At 62.7% G+C, this 15,924-nt stretch carries 20 protein-coding genes and 2 pseudogenes; 8 read left to right on the top strand and 14 right to left on the bottom strand.

Features of this window, described 5'->3' with window-relative positions:
• The first annotated feature begins 40 nt into the window (after window positions 1-40).
• Window positions 41-388, top strand: a complete 348-nt coding sequence (locus KG722_RS02580; RefSeq protein WP_213269197.1) for a MarR family winged helix-turn-helix transcriptional regulator — start codon at window positions 41-43, stop codon at window positions 386-388.
• 51 nt (window positions 389-439) lie between these two features.
• Here the strand turns inward: KG722_RS02580 and KG722_RS02575 are convergent, their stop codons facing one another.
• Window positions 440-1,000, bottom strand: a complete 561-nt coding sequence (locus tag KG722_RS02575) for a hypothetical protein (RefSeq protein WP_213269195.1) — start codon at window positions 998-1,000, stop codon at window positions 440-442.
• 18 nt (window positions 1,001-1,018) lie between these two features.
• On the opposite strand from KG722_RS02575, the gene KG722_RS02570 reads away from it, so the two are divergent.
• The 3 genes and pseudogenes from KG722_RS02570 to KG722_RS02560 all read left to right on the top strand — a co-directional run bounded on the left by KG722_RS02570 (window position 1,019) and on the right by KG722_RS02560 (window position 3,122).
• Complete coding sequence (locus KG722_RS02570) at window positions 1,019-1,693, top strand: DUF3147 family protein (RefSeq protein ID WP_213269193.1); 675 nt, start codon at window positions 1,019-1,021, stop codon at window positions 1,691-1,693.
• A 114-nt stretch (window positions 1,694-1,807) separates the two neighbouring features.
• A pseudogene (locus KG722_RS15340) lies at window positions 1,808-2,462 on the top strand (HupE/UreJ family protein).
• Between the two features lie 12 nt (window positions 2,463-2,474).
• A complete protein-coding gene (locus KG722_RS02560; RefSeq protein WP_213269191.1) occupies window positions 2,475-3,122 on the top strand; it encodes a transmembrane anchor protein in 648 nt (215 codons plus the stop codon).
• A 66-nt stretch (window positions 3,123-3,188) separates the two neighbouring features.
• On the opposite strand, the gene KG722_RS02555 is transcribed toward KG722_RS02560, so the two are convergent.
• The 3 genes and pseudogenes from KG722_RS02555 to KG722_RS02550 form a co-directional block, all read right to left on the bottom strand.
• Window positions 3,189-4,070 carry an NAD-dependent epimerase/dehydratase family protein gene (locus KG722_RS02555; protein WP_300998192.1) on the bottom strand — a complete coding sequence of 294 codons (882 nt, stop codon included), beginning with the start codon at window positions 4,068-4,070 and terminating at the stop codon, window positions 3,189-3,191.
• 82 nt (window positions 4,071-4,152) lie between these two features.
• Window positions 4,153-4,212 (bottom strand): annotated as a pseudogene (locus tag KG722_RS14910) (hypothetical protein); the annotation flags it as partial.
• 137 nt (window positions 4,213-4,349) lie between these two features.
• On the bottom strand, window positions 4,350-5,312 hold the full coding sequence (locus tag KG722_RS02550; RefSeq protein ID WP_213269189.1) for a DMT family transporter: 963 nt from the start codon (window positions 5,310-5,312) through the stop codon (window positions 4,350-4,352).
• On the opposite strand from KG722_RS02550, the gene KG722_RS02545 reads away from it, so the two are divergent.
• On the top strand, window positions 5,311-5,595 hold the full coding sequence (locus tag KG722_RS02545) for a hypothetical protein (RefSeq protein WP_213269187.1): 285 nt from the start codon (window positions 5,311-5,313) through the stop codon (window positions 5,593-5,595). The two genes, KG722_RS02550 and KG722_RS02545, sit on opposite strands and share 2 nt — an antisense overlap.
• Here KG722_RS02545 and KG722_RS02540 read toward each other — a convergent pair.
• From KG722_RS02540 to ykgO, 8 genes are all read right to left on the bottom strand, one after another.
• The gene (locus KG722_RS02540; RefSeq protein WP_213269185.1) at window positions 5,586-6,470 is read right to left on the bottom strand and encodes an SDR family oxidoreductase; all 885 of its coding nucleotides are present in this window, start codon (window positions 6,468-6,470) and stop codon (window positions 5,586-5,588) included. The two genes, KG722_RS02545 and KG722_RS02540, sit on opposite strands and share 10 nt — an antisense overlap.
• A gap of 117 nt (window positions 6,471-6,587) precedes the next feature.
• Window positions 6,588-7,472, bottom strand: a complete 885-nt coding sequence (locus tag KG722_RS02535) for an SDR family NAD(P)-dependent oxidoreductase (protein ID WP_213269184.1) — start codon at window positions 7,470-7,472, stop codon at window positions 6,588-6,590.
• A 26-nt stretch (window positions 7,473-7,498) separates the two neighbouring features.
• Entirely contained in the window at window positions 7,499-7,996 is a 498-nt protein-coding gene (locus tag KG722_RS02530; RefSeq protein WP_213269182.1) for a hypothetical protein, read from the bottom strand.
• Window positions 7,997-8,045: 49 nt separating this feature from the next.
• On the bottom strand, window positions 8,046-8,315 hold the full coding sequence (locus KG722_RS02525; RefSeq protein ID WP_213269180.1) for a DUF2312 domain-containing protein: 270 nt from the start codon (window positions 8,313-8,315) through the stop codon (window positions 8,046-8,048).
• A gap of 39 nt (window positions 8,316-8,354) precedes the next feature.
• Complete coding sequence (locus tag KG722_RS02520; protein ID WP_300998191.1) at window positions 8,355-9,302, bottom strand: alpha/beta hydrolase; 948 nt, start codon at window positions 9,300-9,302, stop codon at window positions 8,355-8,357.
• A gap of 5 nt (window positions 9,303-9,307) precedes the next feature.
• Window positions 9,308-9,844 (bottom strand): tetratricopeptide repeat protein, encoded by a 537-nt coding sequence (locus KG722_RS02515; protein WP_213269178.1) that lies wholly within the window; start codon window positions 9,842-9,844, stop codon window positions 9,308-9,310.
• A gap of 68 nt (window positions 9,845-9,912) precedes the next feature.
• Complete coding sequence (locus KG722_RS02510) at window positions 9,913-10,413, bottom strand: HAD-IA family hydrolase (protein WP_300998190.1); 501 nt, start codon at window positions 10,411-10,413, stop codon at window positions 9,913-9,915.
• A gap of 140 nt (window positions 10,414-10,553) precedes the next feature.
• The gene (gene ykgO / locus KG722_RS02505; RefSeq protein WP_011648318.1) at window positions 10,554-10,679 is read right to left on the bottom strand and encodes a type B 50S ribosomal protein L36; all 126 of its coding nucleotides are present in this window, start codon (window positions 10,677-10,679) and stop codon (window positions 10,554-10,556) included.
• Window positions 10,680-10,790: 111 nt separating this feature from the next.
• Here ykgO and KG722_RS02500 point away from each other — a divergent pair, with 111 nt between their 5' ends.
• The gene (locus KG722_RS02500; RefSeq protein WP_300998189.1) at window positions 10,791-12,128 is read left to right on the top strand and encodes a lytic murein transglycosylase; all 1,338 of its coding nucleotides are present in this window, start codon (window positions 10,791-10,793) and stop codon (window positions 12,126-12,128) included.
• Window positions 12,129-12,141: 13 nt separating this feature from the next.
• On the opposite strand, the gene KG722_RS02495 is transcribed toward KG722_RS02500, so the two are convergent.
• Complete coding sequence (locus KG722_RS02495) at window positions 12,142-13,416, bottom strand: MFS transporter (protein WP_213269176.1); 1,275 nt, start codon at window positions 13,414-13,416, stop codon at window positions 12,142-12,144.
• Window positions 13,417-13,559: 143 nt separating this feature from the next.
• Here KG722_RS02495 and KG722_RS02490 point away from each other — a divergent pair, with 143 nt between their 5' ends.
• Together KG722_RS02490 and KG722_RS02485 are read left to right on the top strand one after the other, a co-directional pair.
• Window positions 13,560-14,435 carry a motility-associated protein gene (locus KG722_RS02490; RefSeq protein ID WP_213269174.1) on the top strand — a complete coding sequence of 292 codons (876 nt, stop codon included), beginning with the start codon at window positions 13,560-13,562 and terminating at the stop codon, window positions 14,433-14,435.
• A gap of 65 nt (window positions 14,436-14,500) precedes the next feature.
• Complete coding sequence (locus KG722_RS02485) at window positions 14,501-15,031, top strand: hypothetical protein (RefSeq protein ID WP_213269172.1); 531 nt, start codon at window positions 14,501-14,503, stop codon at window positions 15,029-15,031.
• A gap of 121 nt (window positions 15,032-15,152) precedes the next feature.
• Here KG722_RS02485 and KG722_RS02480 read toward each other — a convergent pair whose 3' ends face one another.
• The gene (locus KG722_RS02480; RefSeq protein ID WP_213269171.1) at window positions 15,153-15,872 is read right to left on the bottom strand and encodes a SprT family zinc-dependent metalloprotease; all 720 of its coding nucleotides are present in this window, start codon (window positions 15,870-15,872) and stop codon (window positions 15,153-15,155) included.
• Window positions 15,873-15,924 lie beyond the last annotated feature (52 nt).

Raw genomic sequence — 15,924 nt, 5'->3', positions numbered from 1 at the left:
TAAGGGTCTCTTCTGCCCCCGCGCACGAAAGGAGCACCACATGCCCAGGCTGACGCCCGCAAACCCGCCGCGGCCCCCGCCGCTCAGCGAGCACATCTGCCGCACGATCTACGCCGCCAACCTCGTCATCCAGCGAGTCCACAAGGTGGTCCTCGACGAGCTTGGCATCACATACCTTCAGTATCTGGTGCTCAATCTCCTCTGGGGCCGTGACAATCAGTCGGTCAGCGAGCTCTCCGGCCAGCTGGAGCTGGAGCTGGAGCTGGAGCTGGAGCCGTGCAGCTGCAGGCCGGCCGTGTCGGCACAAATCTCGTTGAAATGGCCAGAAAGTCCGCAGACGAACTACGTGCGCTCAATCCTACTATCCGCGCCTTGCACGACAAGCTGACCGATCCGGGTACGGAATGGTCAGGCACAGAAGGGCAGAGGTAAGCCCCTCTCAGACCTGAACGAGGCTTGCCAGCAGCGCATGGTCCTTCGAGGAGAGACGTATTCTGCCCAGCTCGATTTCCACCGCCACGCTGGTCCGCGCGACCACCGCGCCGGGCGGCAGCGCGAGATAGGGCAGCACGGCCCGCGTGTGCAGAGCCACCTCATAGAGCGACAGCATCACGCCTTCCTTCGCCGGGTCTTTCAGCTGCTTGACCTGCCAGCCACTGTTCCCGCCTTTGGGTTCCCCGCGCATCATCATGAACGTGTCGCGCGTTCCGGCAAAGCCGGGCGAGACGACCGCCCCGTCGCGCAGGCTCGGGAAAGCCGGGGCCGTGTTGAGGGCGTCGCAAACGGCGCGCTGCTGCGCGAGGGCCCAGGCGGTGCGGTCAACGCCGCGCGTCCACACAATCGGCATCGCGCTGAAATCAGGCTCCCACAGGGCAAGGCTCCCGTCCGCCTCGCTGCGCGCCTCCACCAGCATCCAGCCGACCTGGATATGCTCGCCCGGCGCGATGCTGTTGCCCGCCGCCACGGCGGCCAGGAAATACTGCCTTAGCCAGTCCAGCATCTCGGCGGGCAGTCCACTATGAGCCAGCAGGATATCAGGATGCGCGCTGGCGGGCGGAAAAACGATACGGTCAGTTTGCACGGGGGAGAGGTCCTTGAAGCTTTCCCGCCAATTGCCCGAATACTGGCTGCGCAACAACCGGGGAATCGCGGCGGGGGAAACGCCTACGGCTTCTATGCCGCGCTTGGTTTTAGCCAGGCCCGGCGATGTGCAGCTGCCGCCTATCCATTGAAGTTAGCGGGAATCTTGGAATGGTGCATTGAAGTGGCACGAGGGCTCAACCGCAGCGGAATGAGACATCCCTATGGCAATTCAGCGGAGCAACATGTGACCTATTTCATAGTGAAGGCGGCACTTTCTGGCATTTTGATTGCGCTCATTTCGGAGACCGCGCGCCGCTATCCGGCCCTCGGAGGGCTGATTGCGTCGTTGCCTCTAATTTCACTGATGGCGATAATCTGGCTATGGCGCGACACGGGTGGAGATACCGCCCAGATTGCAGGGCATGCGCGTGCAACGTTATGGTATGTAGTGCCTAGCCTGCCTTTCTTTCTGATCCTGCCTTGGCTCATGGAAAAGAATGTCAATTTCTGGGTTGCGCTGATCGTCGCGAGTGTCATCACAATCTGCCTTTACCTTTCAGCTCTCTGGCTTGAGGGCCGGCTAGGCATATCATTCGGACAAGGACAATAGGGCCATGCGAAGTAGTTTTGTACGCGCAGACGGAACCGGCAGATGCCTGCTGAGCGCTTGAAGGAATTGCCTCGCGTTAGTCTAACCCGGCCCATCCTGGCGGCGCTGGCTATCATGTTTGCCTTTGCAATTCCGGGCGAAGCTTTTGCGCACGCCGTTGCTGAAGGCGATAAGGGCTACATTCAGGAGATAACGGGCGTCCATCTGGTCTCCTTTCTCTATCTTGGCGCCAAGCATATGGTGACGGGATATGATCACATCCTCTTCCTGCTGGGTGTGATCTTCTTTCTCTATCGGATGAAAGACATCGGCATTTATGTCAGCCTGTTTGCCATAGGGCATTCAACCACGATGCTGGCCGGGGTCTACTTTCAACTTCGGCATCAACAGCTACATCATTGATGCCGTCATTGGCCTGTCGATTGTTTACAAAGCGCTCGACAATATGGGCGCGTATCAGCGCTGGTTTGGCGTGCAGCCCAACACCAAGGCCGCGACCCTGATCTTCGGCTTCTGCCATGGCTTTGGCCTATCCTCGAAAATCCTCGATTACGAAATCTCGCCGGACGGGCTCTTGCCCAACCTGCTGGCTTTCAATGTCGGGGTCGAGATTGGCCAGCTGCTTGCCCTTGGCGCTATCCTTATCGCGATGGGCTTCTGGCGGCGGACGCCGAGTTTCCTGAAAAATGCCTATACCGCAAATGTGGCGATGATGGCTGCCGGCTTCCTGCTGGCTGGCTACCAGATCGCCGGGTATTTCGTCTCCTAGAAGGACGCGCTCATGTACAATACCGACACTCCCGGCCGCGCCGAGCTGCCCACGACCGGCCAGCTGATCCGGTCCACACTCATTGCCCTCGTGACAGCTGGCGTACTCCTCGTCACGGTGGTGCTTCCAGCCGAGTATGCGGTGGACCCGACCGGCATCGGCCGCGTTCTCGGTCTCACTGAAATGGGGGAGATCAAGCAGCAGCTTGCTGAAGAGGCTGAGGCAGATGTGGCCTTAAGCATGGCATCCGCCGAGGCGTCCCCTCAGGCACAAACCGAAGAGAGCGCCCCGCCCGAGGCAGAAATGCAAGCGGCCGCGCCAGCTACCCAACAGCCGGGTCCAGACTGGCGCGATGAGGTTGTCGTGACACTGGCCCCGGGCGAAGCCGCTGAAATCAAGCTTGTCATGAAACAGGGCGAGACTGCCGACTATGACTGGAGCGTTAATCAGGGTCATGTGAATTCCGACCTGCACGGGGATGGCACGGCCGGACAATCCACAAGCTACCGGAAGGGCCGCGCCGAAGCGGGTAATTCAGGAAAGGTTACAGCGGCGTTTGACGGATCACACGGCTGGTTCTGGCGTAACCGCAGCGACGTGCCGGTGACGATGACGTTGAGGACCAATGGCGCATACAGCGAGCTAAAGCGCGTGGTTTGAACCGCCTGAAGAAGTTTGAGAATTTCCCGCCAAAACCTGAGACCGAAGGATATTCGCCAGCCCCCCTCAAACCACCCCAAACGCAATCAAAGTCCGCGCGCCCGCGATCACGGCTTCTTCGCTCGTGCGCGGGGTCCAGCCCAGCACGCGCTTGGCTTTCTCGCTGGAGATATGCCGTTCGCGGTTGAGTTCGGGGATCAGCTGTTTGGCGGGCGGGTTGATCCTAGCGATCAGGTGGACCATCCAGCCGGGAATGTCCTTGGACGGAATTTTTGAGGCATGGCCCGGAAACTCGCGGGTGAGGATTTCGGCGACATCCCGGAACCAGATGAACCGGTCGCCCACAAGGAAGCGCTCGCCCTGCGCGGCAGGGTTCGTCATCGCGGCCACATGGGCGGCGGCCACATCGCGCACATCCACCACCACAAAGCCGACCCGCGGCGTGCCGGGCAGCTTGCCCGACATCAGCTGGGTGAGGATTTCGACCGACGCTGAAAAGTCCCCGCTCATCACCGGGCCAAGCACCAGGGCGGGGTTGATGGTGGTCAGCTCAAGGCCCTCGCCTTCGCCCTCGACATAATCCCAGGCTGCCCGCTCGGCGATCAGCTTGGAGCGGATATAGGGGGTCATGTCCGGGGCGCCATTGTCCTGCGACCAGTGCTCCTCGGTCACGGGGTTGGGGCGCCTGTCCCCCCAGCCATAGGCGCAGGCCGCCATCGAGGAAGTCATCACCACGCGCTGGACGCCTGCCGCCTTCGCCGCCCGCAGCACGCGCAGCGCGCCGTCGCGGGCGGGGATGATCAGCTCATCGGCATTCTTCGGCACGGTCAGCGGAATGGGGGAGGCAACATGCTGGACAAAGTCCACGCCGCTCACCGCCTCGGCCCAGCCGGCATCGGAGGAAAGGTCGGCCGCGCGGATTTCGAATCGAGACCGGCTTGCCGGCATAGGCGCTGAGGGTCTGGTTGAGCGGCCCGGCCTTTGAGGCGGAACGGGCCGTTCCGATCACCTCATGGCCTGCCTCGAGCAGCTGGTGGATGACGTGCCCGGCGATGAACCCCGTCGCCCCTGTGACCAGAACTTTCGCCATGCCGTCCTCCCGATTTTTGGAACAATAAACGAAACGTTTTTTGTTCACAAGGGGAAACTGGGGGCGTGAAAAAAAGTGGCCTGGAAGGGCTGGAAGTGTCCCTCTTTTGGCAGGCATTTGGCGCGTGTTTTGCGCCCTCAGACCGGCTTTGGCGGCAGGGCGGGCTTCCTCCGGTTGAGCCGGTGTTCCCGCCAGGTGATGTAAAGCGTCGAGACGATAATGATGCCCGCGCCCACCCACACGAAGGGCCCGGGCAACAGGCGGATCATGATCCAGTCCGCCAGGGTTCCCATCGGCAGGCGCACATAGTCGAGCGGGGAAAGGAAGGACGCGTCGCCCACCGACATCCCCTTGATAAAGCAGAACTGGGCCACGAACCCGGCAAACGCCATGGCGAAGATGAGGGCCCATCCCATCAGGTCCGGGCTGCTCCAGTAGAACAGTGCGAAGGGCAAAATAATGATGGAAGACAACATGTTGGCCCACACCAGCAGGGCCAGCGGAGAGTGAACGCCGGTCAGTGATTTTACCAGCACGATGGTGAAGGCAAAGCAGAGCGAGGAGGCGAGCGCAAAGAGCGCGCCGAGATTGAGATGCGTGCCGCCCTCGCTGCCGAGCAGGGCCGGTAACAATGTCATGACCAGCACACCGGCAAAGCCGATCACCACCGCCCCGCCGCGATGGATGCCCACCTTCTCATGCAGCAGCACCATCGCCAGCAGCGTCACAAACAGCGGCCGCGTAAACGACAGCGCATTGAACTCCGCAAGCGGCAACTCAAAAATCGGCCAGATCGCAATCAACCCGAATACAAACCCCGCCGACCCGATCAAACTGCGCGTCACCAGCGCGCCAAACCGGGCGGTGTGGATCCTCACGCCGCCGATCCACATGAACGGCATGGCGATCAGGAAAGCGAGGAAGCTGCGCCAGAAGGCCAGGAAAATCGGGTGCGCGTCGGCGGTGATCTCCTTGGCGAGGGCGATGTGGAAGGTATATCCGGCGCCGGAAACCAGCATCCACAGCGCGCCCTGAAGATTGCCCGAGAGGCCGGGGCGGCTTAACGATGCCCCTGATCCAGAAGGTTCCCTGCCGCTCATGCCACGCTTTTCACCTGAAGAAGTCGAAGAGATTGACCGGCTCTGGCGCAGCCTGCCGGCGGGCCACATCTGGACCGGTTGGGCCGCGGTTGGCCAGTCCCCCGAGACGGTGTGGATCTATCGGTCGCGGGCCCACTGGCGGCGCTTTCCGCTGACGCGCACGAAAGCGGGGTATGCTCTGGGGGATGATCAGGGCCGCCTCTTCCGCGAAGCGGCGACCCTGGAGGAATTGCTCAAGGCAGTGGAAGCCGTGCCCCAGCTGCGTGTTGCCGATCAGGACTGAGCGGCAGCCTGCTGCGCCAGGCGCATCTGCTCGGCCTGTTCCGGGCTGATGCCGAGGCTTTCCAGAACCGGGCTGGAGGCCGTCTCGTCCCAGCTGTGGCGCGGGCCGACGGTCATGCCGCCATCAACGAGGAATTCCGCCCCGGTGATGAATTCGGCGGCATCAGAGGCGAGGAAGGCCGCCATCTCGGCGATGTCCGTGCCTTTGCCGACGCGGCCGATGGGCTGCATCTTGCCGCCGGCCTGGTAAAGCATCTCGGCCATCTGGTCGGCCACTTCGCGCGGCAGGCCGAGCGAGGCGCCGAAGATCGAGGTGGCAATGAAGCCAGGCAGGATAGCGTTGACGCGGATCTTGTATTTCGAGAGCTCGGCGGCGGCGAGCTTGGAGAAGTGGGCGACACCCTTCTTGGCCACCGAATAGGTGATCGGGGCGTAGCCCGCCGAGACCGCACTGATCGAGGAGGTGTTAATGATCGCGCCGCCCCTGGCCTTCATGTGCGGAATGGCGAATTTGGTGCCCGCGAAAACCTGTTTCAGCAACAGGTTCATCGTCTGGTCGTAGCCATCAAGGTCGAGCTCTTCGACAGACGTATTCGTGCCGCCATGGCCCGCATTGTTCCAGACGATGTCGAGAGAGCCGAAGGCGGCGGGGGCCGCGTCCATAACGGCTTTGAGCTCGTCCATGTTGGTCACGTCGCAATGGACAAAGCGCAGCTTGTCCGGCCCGAACCGGGTTTCCAGCGCCCTGCCTTTGTCGTCCTGGATGTCGCCGGCGATGACCTTCGCGCCCGCTGCGATGAACACTTCTACGCCGGCCAGTCCGATGCCGCTGGCGGCGCCTGTGATGACGGCTACCTTGCCCTTGAGATCTGCCATGTATTCCTCCCGGTTTTCGCCGACATGGGCCGCCCTTCCGCGAGGGGCGTCAAGGGAGAAAGATGACGGGGGCGTCAAATTCTGGCCGCCCCAACTCGAGCGGTAGAGGGGAGTGGATCAGCGCTTCTTCTGCAGCCCGAAGCGCTTGATGAAGATCCTGTCGAGCCAGCGTTTGGGCAGGCGGCTGGCGATCGTGAAATTGGTCAGCTTGTCGGGGACGGGCGCGTAGCGCGCTTTCGGGCTGGAATTGCTGAACGCGTCCTCGACAACTTCGGCGATCGTCTCCGGTTTCAGGCCGGTCTTGCCGCCCTTCAGCATCGTTTCTTCAAAGATGTTGAGGGACCCGGCCCAGTCGCTGCCTGCATAGAGGCCGCCTTCATTGTCCTTCTCCGCCTTGTCCCAGATCGGCGTTCTCACCGAGCCGGGGCCGATGGCAATGGCGTCGATGCCGTAGATGGCAAGTTCCCGGCGCAGCGTGTCGGTCATCGCCTCATTGGCATGCTTGGTTGCGGTATAGGCGCCCAGGAAAGGCGCGGCGATCTTTCCGCCGACGGAGGTGATGGTGACGATGCGGCCAGGCGGGCCTTCGCGTGCGGGATCTCCGCCGAGAAGGGGCACGAAGGCCTGCGTAACGCGCAGCATGCCGAAGACGTTAACCGCGAAATGCGCCTCGAAATCCTCAAGCGGCTGAATGGCCAGCGGTCCCATCTTGGCGATGCCGGCATTGTTGAGGAGGCCGGTGAGGCGCCGCTTGCCGAGCGCGGCGCTGAGTGTGGTAACAGCTGCGGCGACCTGATCATTCCTCGTAACATCCAGGATGATCGGGCGAAGATCGCCGTTTGCGCCCTGACGCAGAGCATCGGCGTCCTTCTGCGAGCGCACGCCGGCAAACACGGTCCAGCCCTGGGTGGCCATGTGCCGGGCAGCGGCTTCGCCGATACCGGTTGAGGCTCCGGTGACGAGCAGGGTACGGGCGAGGGCGGGCGCGGTCAGATCGGTCATGTCTTTCTATACGCGCGAAAAGCCTGTCAGTTTTCAGTTTTTTTGCTCCCGCCCTCAATCACCGTCAGCCGGGGCTTGGTCTGGCGCAGGCGCGTCACCTTTCCCGGCTCGGGCGGGGGCAGGCTGGAAGCAGGCACCAGGGCGGGTTTGGACCGGGCTGGCGGGGGCGTCTCGGCCTCGGATGTCTCTGCGTCCTGCCCGGTATGGCGCACGCGGGGCAGGGGCTTGCGCTTCATGCCCATCGGCTTGCGGGTCTGAAAGCCGCCGGAGGGCTTGCCGCGGGCTTTCTTGTCGATTTCGCGAAGCTTGGCCTGCTGCAGGCTGGAAAGGGCTTCGCCCTGCGCGCCCTTCATGGGGTCGGCGAAGGCAGAGCCGAACTTTTCGATCCTGCCTTCGACTTCTTCGAGAAACTCGCGTTCCCAGTCCGAAAGCGGCGGCCCGAGGCCCTTTTCGGCCAGTAGCGCGGCTTTCCGCAGCTTCCTCAGCGCGGCGCGCTTCTTGCGCTCATCCACTTCTCTGGCCATGGCATCATCTCAGACGAGTTTGCCAGTCTCCGCAATCGGCAGTGCGATCTCAGGCTTCGCCCAGCGCAATCAGATAGGTTTCCAGGATCATTTCCTGTTCTTCGCGTTCGGCCCGCTCAATCTTCCGGAGCCGGATCACCTGGCGCAGGGCCTTGGTGTCAAAGCCGATGGCCTTTGCTTCGGCGTAGACTTCCTTGATCTGCTCGGCGACCTCCTTCTTTTCCTCCTCCAGCCGCTCGATCTTGGCGACGGTCTGGCGGAGTTTTTCCCGGGTGGTTTCGTCGATCTTGGTGAGCTCGAAGCTGTCATCATCGGCCATGGGGCGTCCTTTCCGGGGTCTGAGGCGAGGGGAAGGCTCTTAGCGGGTCTGGCGGCCAAAGGCCAGCCGCCGGATGGCCCCCGAAACAGCGCCGCCTTCGCCATGATGTGGCATGTGTCCCTCGTCCGGCAGGATCACCAGTTCGAGAGGTATCTGCTTCTTGAGCCGCGCGGCGTGAAGTTTCGGTGAAAGCACGGTGTCCTGGCTGCCGGAAAACAGGGTGACGGGCACGGTGAGCTCTCCATACCGCTCGGATTGTTCGGCCAGCTCGGCCTTCAGCCGGGTCATGTCCTGCGCATTGGCGCGGAAATTTGGCGGGCGCAGCAACAGTCCGAGACCGGAGTTTTGATAATACCCCTCAGGCGTCGGCGCCGGGGCAAAAACACTGGAGATGCCGTTCTTCATCTGCGGTGGCCCGACGATTGGCACGAGCTGGGAGAAGACGGGCCCGACGATGGGCGAGGCTGCGATTGAATTGTACCAGGCCATACCGCTGCCCTCGCCCCAGTCATGTGTCACGGGGGCCAGCAGGACGAGGCCGGTGACAAGGTCGGGCCGGTCGAGGGCAAGTCGCAGGGCGACGGCCCCGCCGAAGGAATGACCCGTGACAACCGCTTTCTGGCCGGGTGCCAGCTGCTCCAGAACGCCGGCCATCTGGCGGGCCTGTGCGGCGAGCGTTTCGGCCCCGTCGAAGCGCTGCGAATAGCCATGCCCCGGTCGGTCTGCCATCAGGACGCGCATGTCGGCTTCAAGGCGGGGGGCCAGGGTCCAGGTAAACTCGCGGGCATTGGCGCTAGCGCCGTGTATCATCAGCACGACGGGCGCGGTTTCATGGCCCCGGGCGAAGACGTGAACGCCGTGGCCGTTTACCTCGATCTGGCGGCCCTCTGCAGGGAACGCCGTTTCCACCTTCGAGGTATAGGCCATGCTGCTGACACAGGCGCCGAGACCGAGGCCGGAGAGGGCCACGAGGGATACGGTGATCATGCGTTTCAAAGCTCCTGGCCTTCAGCCTTGAGGGTCAGGCGGGCTTCGGCGGCCTTGGCTTGAGGCATGAGCGGGTAGATGGTGAGCGCCTGGCGATAGCTGTCGAGGGCTTCTGCCTCGCCGCCAAGCTGTTCGAGGATGTAGCCGAGGCCCAGCCAGGCGCCGAAATGGCGTGGCTCGGCCTCAAGTGCCTGATTGAGATCGCGCAGGGCTTCGGGGTAGTTTTCTTCCGACAGGAAGATGCCCGCGCGCCGGTGCCAGGCTTCGGCAAAGTCCGGACGCATCAGGATGACCCGGTCGAGCAGGTCGCGGGCAAGCTCAGTCTCGCCATAGCTCAGCGCCTCGACGGCGCGGCTCATTACAAGGTCGGCGCTGGGCGAGCCCGATTCCAGCCAGGTGGCCCAGATGTCGTCCGCCACATCGGCGGCCTGAACTTCGTCCTCAGCCGATTTCAGTTTCTCGAACATCTCATCGGACGGCAGCGCCTGGGCCAAGGGCGCCAGCCAGAGCAGGAAAAGGGCAGGGACGAGCCTTTTGATCATAGCTTATGATATGACGCGCGCGCGGCCGGCGGCAACGGCGGCCCTCAGCAGAGTTGCCAGAGAAAGTCTCAGAGAAGTCCCTGGCGGATCAGTTCACTTTCAAGCCGGGCGGCGCCGGTGAAGAGGTGGGTCTGGTAGCCCAGGGCATCTGCCATCGCGATGTTTCGCGGCGCGTCATCGATGAACAGGACATCGCACGGATCGGGATCACCCATCCGGGTGCGGGTATAGTGGAAGATCGCGGGGTCGGGTTTGATCATCCCGATCTGACCGGAAACTACCACCTCGCGGAAGCGCAGCAGCGCGGGGAACATGCCCAGCATCTGCGGCCAGATTTCGGCGGGCATGTTGGAGAGGCCGTAGATCGGCACTTCCCGGCCATGCAGCATTTCCACGAGACGGTCGGTTCCGGTGATGTAACCGTCAAACATGTCTGCCCAGCGGCTGTGCCAGGCGCGGATCTGGGGCTCGTAGTGCGGATATTTTTCGATCAGCGGGGCGGCATTATCGGCAAAGCTTACGCCGCGGTCGTGCCCGGTGTGCCATTCCGATGGTGCACACGTCGGCAAGGAACCGGTCTGCTTCAGCCGCGTTGCTGAAGACCTGCGAGTAAAGCCGAGCCGGCGACCAGTCGAGGAGGACGCCACCTAAATCGAAGAGGGCGATGCGGGCCGTCATTCTGCCGCCTCAATCCCTGTTCATCTAAGGCTCAGCCTTGTTTCGCTTTGAAACGGGGGTCGGTCTTGTTGATCACATAGACCCGGCCCTTGCGGCGCACGATCTTGCAGTCGCGGTGACGTGACTTGAGCGATTTGAGAGACGAGCGGACTTTCATGGGTCTGGCCTGAAACGTTTAGGAATTGGGAAAGCGGAGCGCGTAATGAATCCGGATAGCCGAGTCAAGAACGGTAACTGCGGCGAGAAGGCCGACAAAAGGGTAAAAGGCATGATTAAACGCGGTTTGGCCAGCTCAAAATGGATGGGGATCGCGGTAGTCTGCGGGGCGCTTGCCTCCTGCGCGGCCGGGCCTCAGGCTCCTTCGCCCAAGCCTCCGGTCACCGGAAAGCCCGCTCCGGCGCCTGAAACCGGCCCGATTGTCTATAAATCTTCCGGTCATGCCGCGATGGATGCTTGGCGGAACGAATTTTCCGCCCGCGCTATGGCAGCGGGAAATGACCGGGCGCTGGTCAAATCGCTGCTGGAAAATATCAGCCCGATCCGGATGTGGCTGGGCAGCTCCGAGACGGAGGTGACAACCCAGACCGCGCCAAGTGATCAGGCCGAGTTTGCAAAGCCGATCTGGGACTATCTCGCCACGCCGCTGGGCAATACGCGCATCACGCAAGGCCAGCAGAAGCTCGCCAGCACTGGTGCAACACTCGCTGCCATAGAAGCCCAGTACGGGGTGGACCGGCAGGCGCTGCTGGCCATCTGGGGCATGGAGACCAATTTCGGCGGCTTTATCGGCCGCGATGACGCCGCCAATGCGCTGGCCAACATGGCAGTGGAGGGGCGCCGCCGGAATCTCGCCGAATCCGAACTCTATGCTCTGATGAAGATCCTCAAGGATGGCGACGCGCGCCGGGGCGACCTGATCGCAGGCTGGGCGGGCGCCATGGGCCACACCCAGTTCATGCCCTCGACCTATGTCGCCCATGCGGTCGACTTTGACGGAGATGGCCGCAAGGATGTCTGGAAAAGCGAGGCGGACGCGCTGGCATCTGCTGCCAATTACCTCGCCCGGTCCGGCTATGTGAAGGGCCAGCCCTGGGGCATCGAAGTGCTGACCCCTGAAGGCTTCGACTACGGCCTGGCCGATGGCAATGAGCGCCGGATGACGACCTGGACCGGGGCAGGGCTCTCGCCGATCCGCGGCGGAGCGTTCGATACCGGCGGGGCCGAATATGCAGAGCTCTGGCTGCCGGCCGGCGCGTCAGGGCCGAAATTCCTGCTGTTCAAGAACTTCAACGTCTACAAGACTTACAACCGCGCCGATTCCTATGCCCTCGCCGTGGGCCTTTCAGGCGACATGATCGCGGGTAAGGGCGGGCCAGTGGCGGCGTGGCCCAAACACATGCCGCCGCTGACCGTGGCTGACATCCGGGAGCTGCAGGCCAGCCTCAACGAGCTTGGATATGATGCGGGCACGCCGGACGGAATTGCGGGGCGGCGCACGAAGACGGCGCTTCAGAATTTCCAGAAGGCGCGCGGCTTCCTGGCGGATGGGTATCCGACGCAGGAAATGCTGGCGGCCGTCAGGGCAGGCGGACCGGCTATCAATTAAGGCCGGGCCAGCGCTAGGCTTCGTCATCCCGTGCCTCGCCGAGGCCATCCTTCATGCCGAACCGGGCATAGAGGAACATGGCGATCAGCATGCCGGCGCAGAGATAGAAGGGCAGCTCGCGGCTGACATATTCGTAGAAGAACAGCCCGAAGAAGGGCGTCACGATATAGCCCATGCCATTGGCCGAAATGACAAGGCCGGCGACATTGCCCTGAAGCTGCGGCGATACGGCGAGGGAAGCACCGCTTGAGAAGCCCGGCCGGGCAAGGCCCTGACCAAGCCCGATCAGGAATTGCGACAGGATGAGGCTCGCAAAATCATTGGCGAACACAATCATCAGCGTACCCACGAGCAGGGGCACGCAGCCCACCCACATCAGCGTCTTGTTGCGCAGGTGCAGGCGCGGGATGATCACAAGCTGGGCAAGCAGGACCGCCACTGCGCCAACCGTGAAGGCAGGGCCGGTATATTGCGCCGCTTCGCGGCCAGAGACGCCGAGCTTGTCCATCACCGCGAAGACAAAAACCTGGGTAAGCACACCGGTGACCAGAGACATGGCGACCGCATAGATGAGGAAGGGCAGGACCCTGTCTGAATGCCAGAGGCCCTTGGCGCCGATCTCTGCATCGATCTTCACGGCGTCAGCGACCGGGGCGCGCGTTTCTGGCAGGCGCCACCAGACGAGCGCCGCCATCGTGGCGGCCAGAACCGCCGTGACCAGGGCCGGGGAGAGGATGCCGACCCAGGCGACCAGGGCCGCGGCAAAGGCAGGCCCTATGACGCTGCCGACGCTGAAGCCGGAGGAAAGAAACGCAATCTCGCTCTGGCGCTCGGCCTTGCTGGTGCGGTCGGCGACGTAAGCCTGCGCCGCCGGGTTGGCCGCCGAGCCGATGAGGCCGAACAGCGAGCGGGCGAGCGCGAGGCAGACGAAGATGGCAACGATATTGGTCATCATGCCGGAGAGGGCGAAACGCCCCGTCAGCCAGATGAAGAACATTGAGGCGGCATAGCCCGCCAGGCCAATCGCGGCGACTTTCCGCCGGCCCCAGCGATTGGAGCGTTCGCCCCAGAACGGGGAGGTCAGCGACCAGAGGAGCGCAGAGAGTGAGAAGACCGCCCCTGCCATCCAGTCCGGCATCGCCATTTCCCGCGTCAGCTGAGGCAGCACGGCGGCCAGCAGCATCGTGTTGCCCGCGCCAATGGCCATCAGCGCGAAGAACAGGAGAATGAATGCGCCCCGCCGGTCCGGGCGGGACTCGTCGGGAAGAGGGCCGTTGATGCCTGGCATTATGGATGGTCCCCCTCGCAATGGGCTTTTTTTTGGAGTCTGCGGTGCGCCCGAACACGCGCGCTTGTGAACGCGGCTTTAAGACGCGCCGGGCCATGAAGGGTATTCGCGGTTCTCAAGTCTTGAAAGGGAAATGACGCGCAGTGCTCCAACTGGCCGGTCTTGTCATCGTTCTGATCCTCGTCGGGGGAGGCCTTGCCCTGACCGGCGGGCCCGCGGCCATGCACGCGCTGCCATTTGAGCTGGCGCTGATCGGCGGGGCGGCGATTGGCACAGTGATGCTGGCGAACTCTCCGGCAGTTGCGCGCGAAGCGCTGGCAGGCTTTGTGCGGGCTTTTCGCGGCGCCCGCTGGAAGAGGAGCGATTATGCCGATCTCTTCGCGCTGACCGGCGGCTTGATGCGCGCTGTCAAACGGCGGGGCTTTGTCGCCATCGAAGCGGACATCGAGATGCCCGAAGAGTCAGCGCTCTTCCGCGCGGCGCCGCGTATCCTGGAGGACGCGCCTGCACGGACACTGATATGCGACGCGTTCCGGCTGATGGCGCTTGACCTGTCTGACCCTCAGCGGGCGGACCAGCGGATGATGGAGGCCATCGATGGGCACGTGGCTCAGCGGGCCAAGGCGGTTGGCGCGCTCCAGACGCTGGCCGACGCGCTGCCCGCGCTGGGCATTGTTGCCGCTGTGCTCGGCATCATCCGGACGATGGGCGCGATTGACCAGGAACCCGCCATTCTGGGCGCCATGATCGGCGCGGCGCTGCTCGGCACTTTCCTCGGCGTGTTCCTCGCCTACGGGCTCGTCGGGCCGATTGCGGCACGTTATGGCCAGATCGTCGAGGAAGAGGCGATCTTCCTGGAGACGATCCGCGGCGTGATCCGTAGTTTCGGCGAGGGCGCCGCCCCCTCGCTCGCCATCGAGATGGCGCGCACGACGCTGCCCATTGCGTTGCAGCCAGAAGCCGTATCGGCGAGCGCGGCGGTGACCCCGCTCACAGCAGCTCGAAGACCAGCTGCCTGATTGGCGCAGGCGGCCTGAGCCGTTAGGCTCCTGCCTTTCCCCCTGTCAGAACAAGGCTGTTGCCGATGTCCCGTTTCGATGAACTTGTCGCCACCGTTGAAGTCTACCAGGCCCTGGCCGAGGAGAACTACAATCGCATCCGGCGGCTCGCCGAAGAGGTGCGCTCGGGCCTCTGCGATTATCTGGGCGCCAGCGATGGGATCTGCGTGCACCTCGTACCGCCGGCGGGCCCGTTCGAGCCGCGCTCTTATGGCGATCAGGCCTTCTCCATCCCGCCGAGGGGGTTTCGGCCCCTTGGGCCGGTCTCGTTTGGCCTCGCCGTGAGGGTAACGAAGACGCATGACTGGCTGCGCTTGGCGATGCATTGCCGCAAGTCGGGCGATAGCTTCATCGTGTCGATCGAGGAGGGCGCCGAGTATGAATTCCGGCTCCCGATCAGCGAGGAAGACGCCCGGCCTTTCAATGCACACATATTCGAGCACATCCAGGGCTGGTTTACCGAGAACATCGAGCGCTACCGAGAGGGCTCCTATGGGGCCCGTGCGATCGGCTTTGACTTCTCGCTGCCTGAGTCCAAACTAGGATTTGAATCCTAAATACGCATTTAATACTCTGGACTGCAGGCGACTGATTATATCCTCAATCCGGAATTAGTATTCTCCCTCTTGGGGAGAAAATTTATTTCGGGATTTCGCAGTCATTCCGTCTTGACACGGATTATTCGCCGGCGGCCTGCAATTCAGCCCCGTGAACCCTCAGCCAGGACCTCTGACGCTTCCAGTCAGGGCAGCATTTGGCCACCAATGTCCAGAATCGGTTGGAGTGGTTCATCTCCAGAAGATGGGCGCATTCATGGGCGGCGACGTAATTGAGGATCTCCGGGGGCGCCATGATGAGGCGCCAGGAAAAGGACAGCTGCCCGTCAGAGGTGCAGGAGCCCCAGCGTGAGCGTGTATCTTTTACCGAAATGCCTTTGTATTCAACGCCCAAGGTCTCGGCATGACGCTTTGCGGCGCGCGTCAGATCTGCCCGTGCCTGCTTCTTTAGGAAGCGTTCGACGCGCATATGAATGGTTTCGGGATCGCCGGGTACGTGCAGCAGTTTCGGGGCGCCCGGCAAAAGTTTTGCCAGTCGGCCCTCGCCTTCGCCCGTAATCTGACACGGCTCCCCGCGATAATTGAAAACGGCCCCCTCCTCGAAGCGGACAATCTCCGGAAGGTGTTGAAGTCTTGAGGAAATCCAGTCGACACGCTCTGCGGCGAAGGCGACTGCAGCCTCCATTTGACGCTGGCTCGGGGCAATCGCAACAGCCTCGCGGCGCCGTTCATCCAGGCGGATTATCAGGCGTCTGGCCTTGGCATTGACCTCAAGGCGCACTTTCACCCGGTGACCACCGGGCGCTTTCAATGTCATGGTCTGGCCATTGTTGTATAGCATGTGTAAAGAGTCCGCACTAAACGAGCGGCCACACCGCACCCCCAATCCGAAA

The organism is Hyphomonas sp. (genome assembly GCF_018402285.1).
In the GTDB taxonomy this organism is placed as follows: Bacteria; Pseudomonadota; Alphaproteobacteria; order Caulobacterales; family Hyphomonadaceae; genus Hyphomonas.
The sequence above is the reverse complement of the archived record's forward strand: the minus strand, read 5'-3'. Positions and strand labels throughout refer to the sequence as shown.

Bases quoted from the DNA above. Each gene is read 5' to 3' on its own strand.
- KG722_RS02575 (WP_213269195.1), bottom strand. From the start codon at position 1,000: ATGCTGGACTGGCTAAGGCAGTATTTCCTGGCCGCCGTGGCGGCGGGC.
- KG722_RS02570 (WP_213269193.1), top strand. From the start codon at position 1,019: ATGAGCCAGCAGGATATCAGGATGCGCGCTGGCGGGCGGAAAAACGAT.
- KG722_RS02515 (WP_213269178.1), bottom strand. From the start codon at position 9,844: ATGATCAAAAGGCTCGTCCCTGCCCTTTTCCTGCTCTGGCTGGCGCCC.
- ykgO (WP_011648318.1), bottom strand. From the start codon at position 10,679: ATGAAAGTCCGCTCGTCTCTCAAATCGCTCAAGTCACGTCACCGCGAC.
- KG722_RS02550 (WP_213269189.1), bottom strand. From the start codon at position 5,312: ATGAGCGGCAGGGAACCTTCTGGATCAGGGGCATCGTTAAGCCGCCCC.
- KG722_RS02545 (WP_213269187.1), top strand. From the start codon at position 5,311: ATGCCACGCTTTTCACCTGAAGAAGTCGAAGAGATTGACCGGCTCTGG.
- KG722_RS02495 (WP_213269176.1), bottom strand. From the start codon at position 13,416: ATGCCAGGCATCAACGGCCCTCTTCCCGACGAGTCCCGCCCGGACCGG.
- KG722_RS02530 (WP_213269182.1), bottom strand. From the start codon at position 7,996: ATGGCCAGAGAAGTGGATGAGCGCAAGAAGCGCGCCGCGCTGAGGAAG.
- KG722_RS02485 (WP_213269172.1), top strand. From the start codon at position 14,501: ATGTCCCGTTTCGATGAACTTGTCGCCACCGTTGAAGTCTACCAGGCC.
- KG722_RS02540 (WP_213269185.1), bottom strand. From the start codon at position 6,470: ATGGCAGATCTCAAGGGCAAGGTAGCCGTCATCACAGGCGCCGCCAGC.
- KG722_RS02560 (WP_213269191.1), top strand. From the start codon at position 2,475: ATGTACAATACCGACACTCCCGGCCGCGCCGAGCTGCCCACGACCGGC.
- KG722_RS02520 (WP_300998191.1), bottom strand. From the start codon at position 9,302: ATGATCACCGTATCCCTCGTGGCCCTCTCCGGCCTCGGTCTCGGCGCC.
- KG722_RS02580 (WP_213269197.1), top strand. From the start codon at position 41: ATGCCCAGGCTGACGCCCGCAAACCCGCCGCGGCCCCCGCCGCTCAGC.
- KG722_RS02480 (WP_213269171.1), bottom strand. From the start codon at position 15,872: ATGCTATACAACAATGGCCAGACCATGACATTGAAAGCGCCCGGTGGT.
- KG722_RS02535 (WP_213269184.1), bottom strand. From the start codon at position 7,472: ATGACCGATCTGACCGCGCCCGCCCTCGCCCGTACCCTGCTCGTCACC.
- KG722_RS02500 (WP_300998189.1), top strand. From the start codon at position 10,791: ATGATTAAACGCGGTTTGGCCAGCTCAAAATGGATGGGGATCGCGGTA.
- KG722_RS02525 (WP_213269180.1), bottom strand. From the start codon at position 8,315: ATGGCCGATGATGACAGCTTCGAGCTCACCAAGATCGACGAAACCACC.
- KG722_RS02555 (WP_300998192.1), bottom strand. From the start codon at position 4,070: ATGCCGGCAAGCCGGTCTCGATTCGAAATCCGCGCGGCCGACCTTTCC.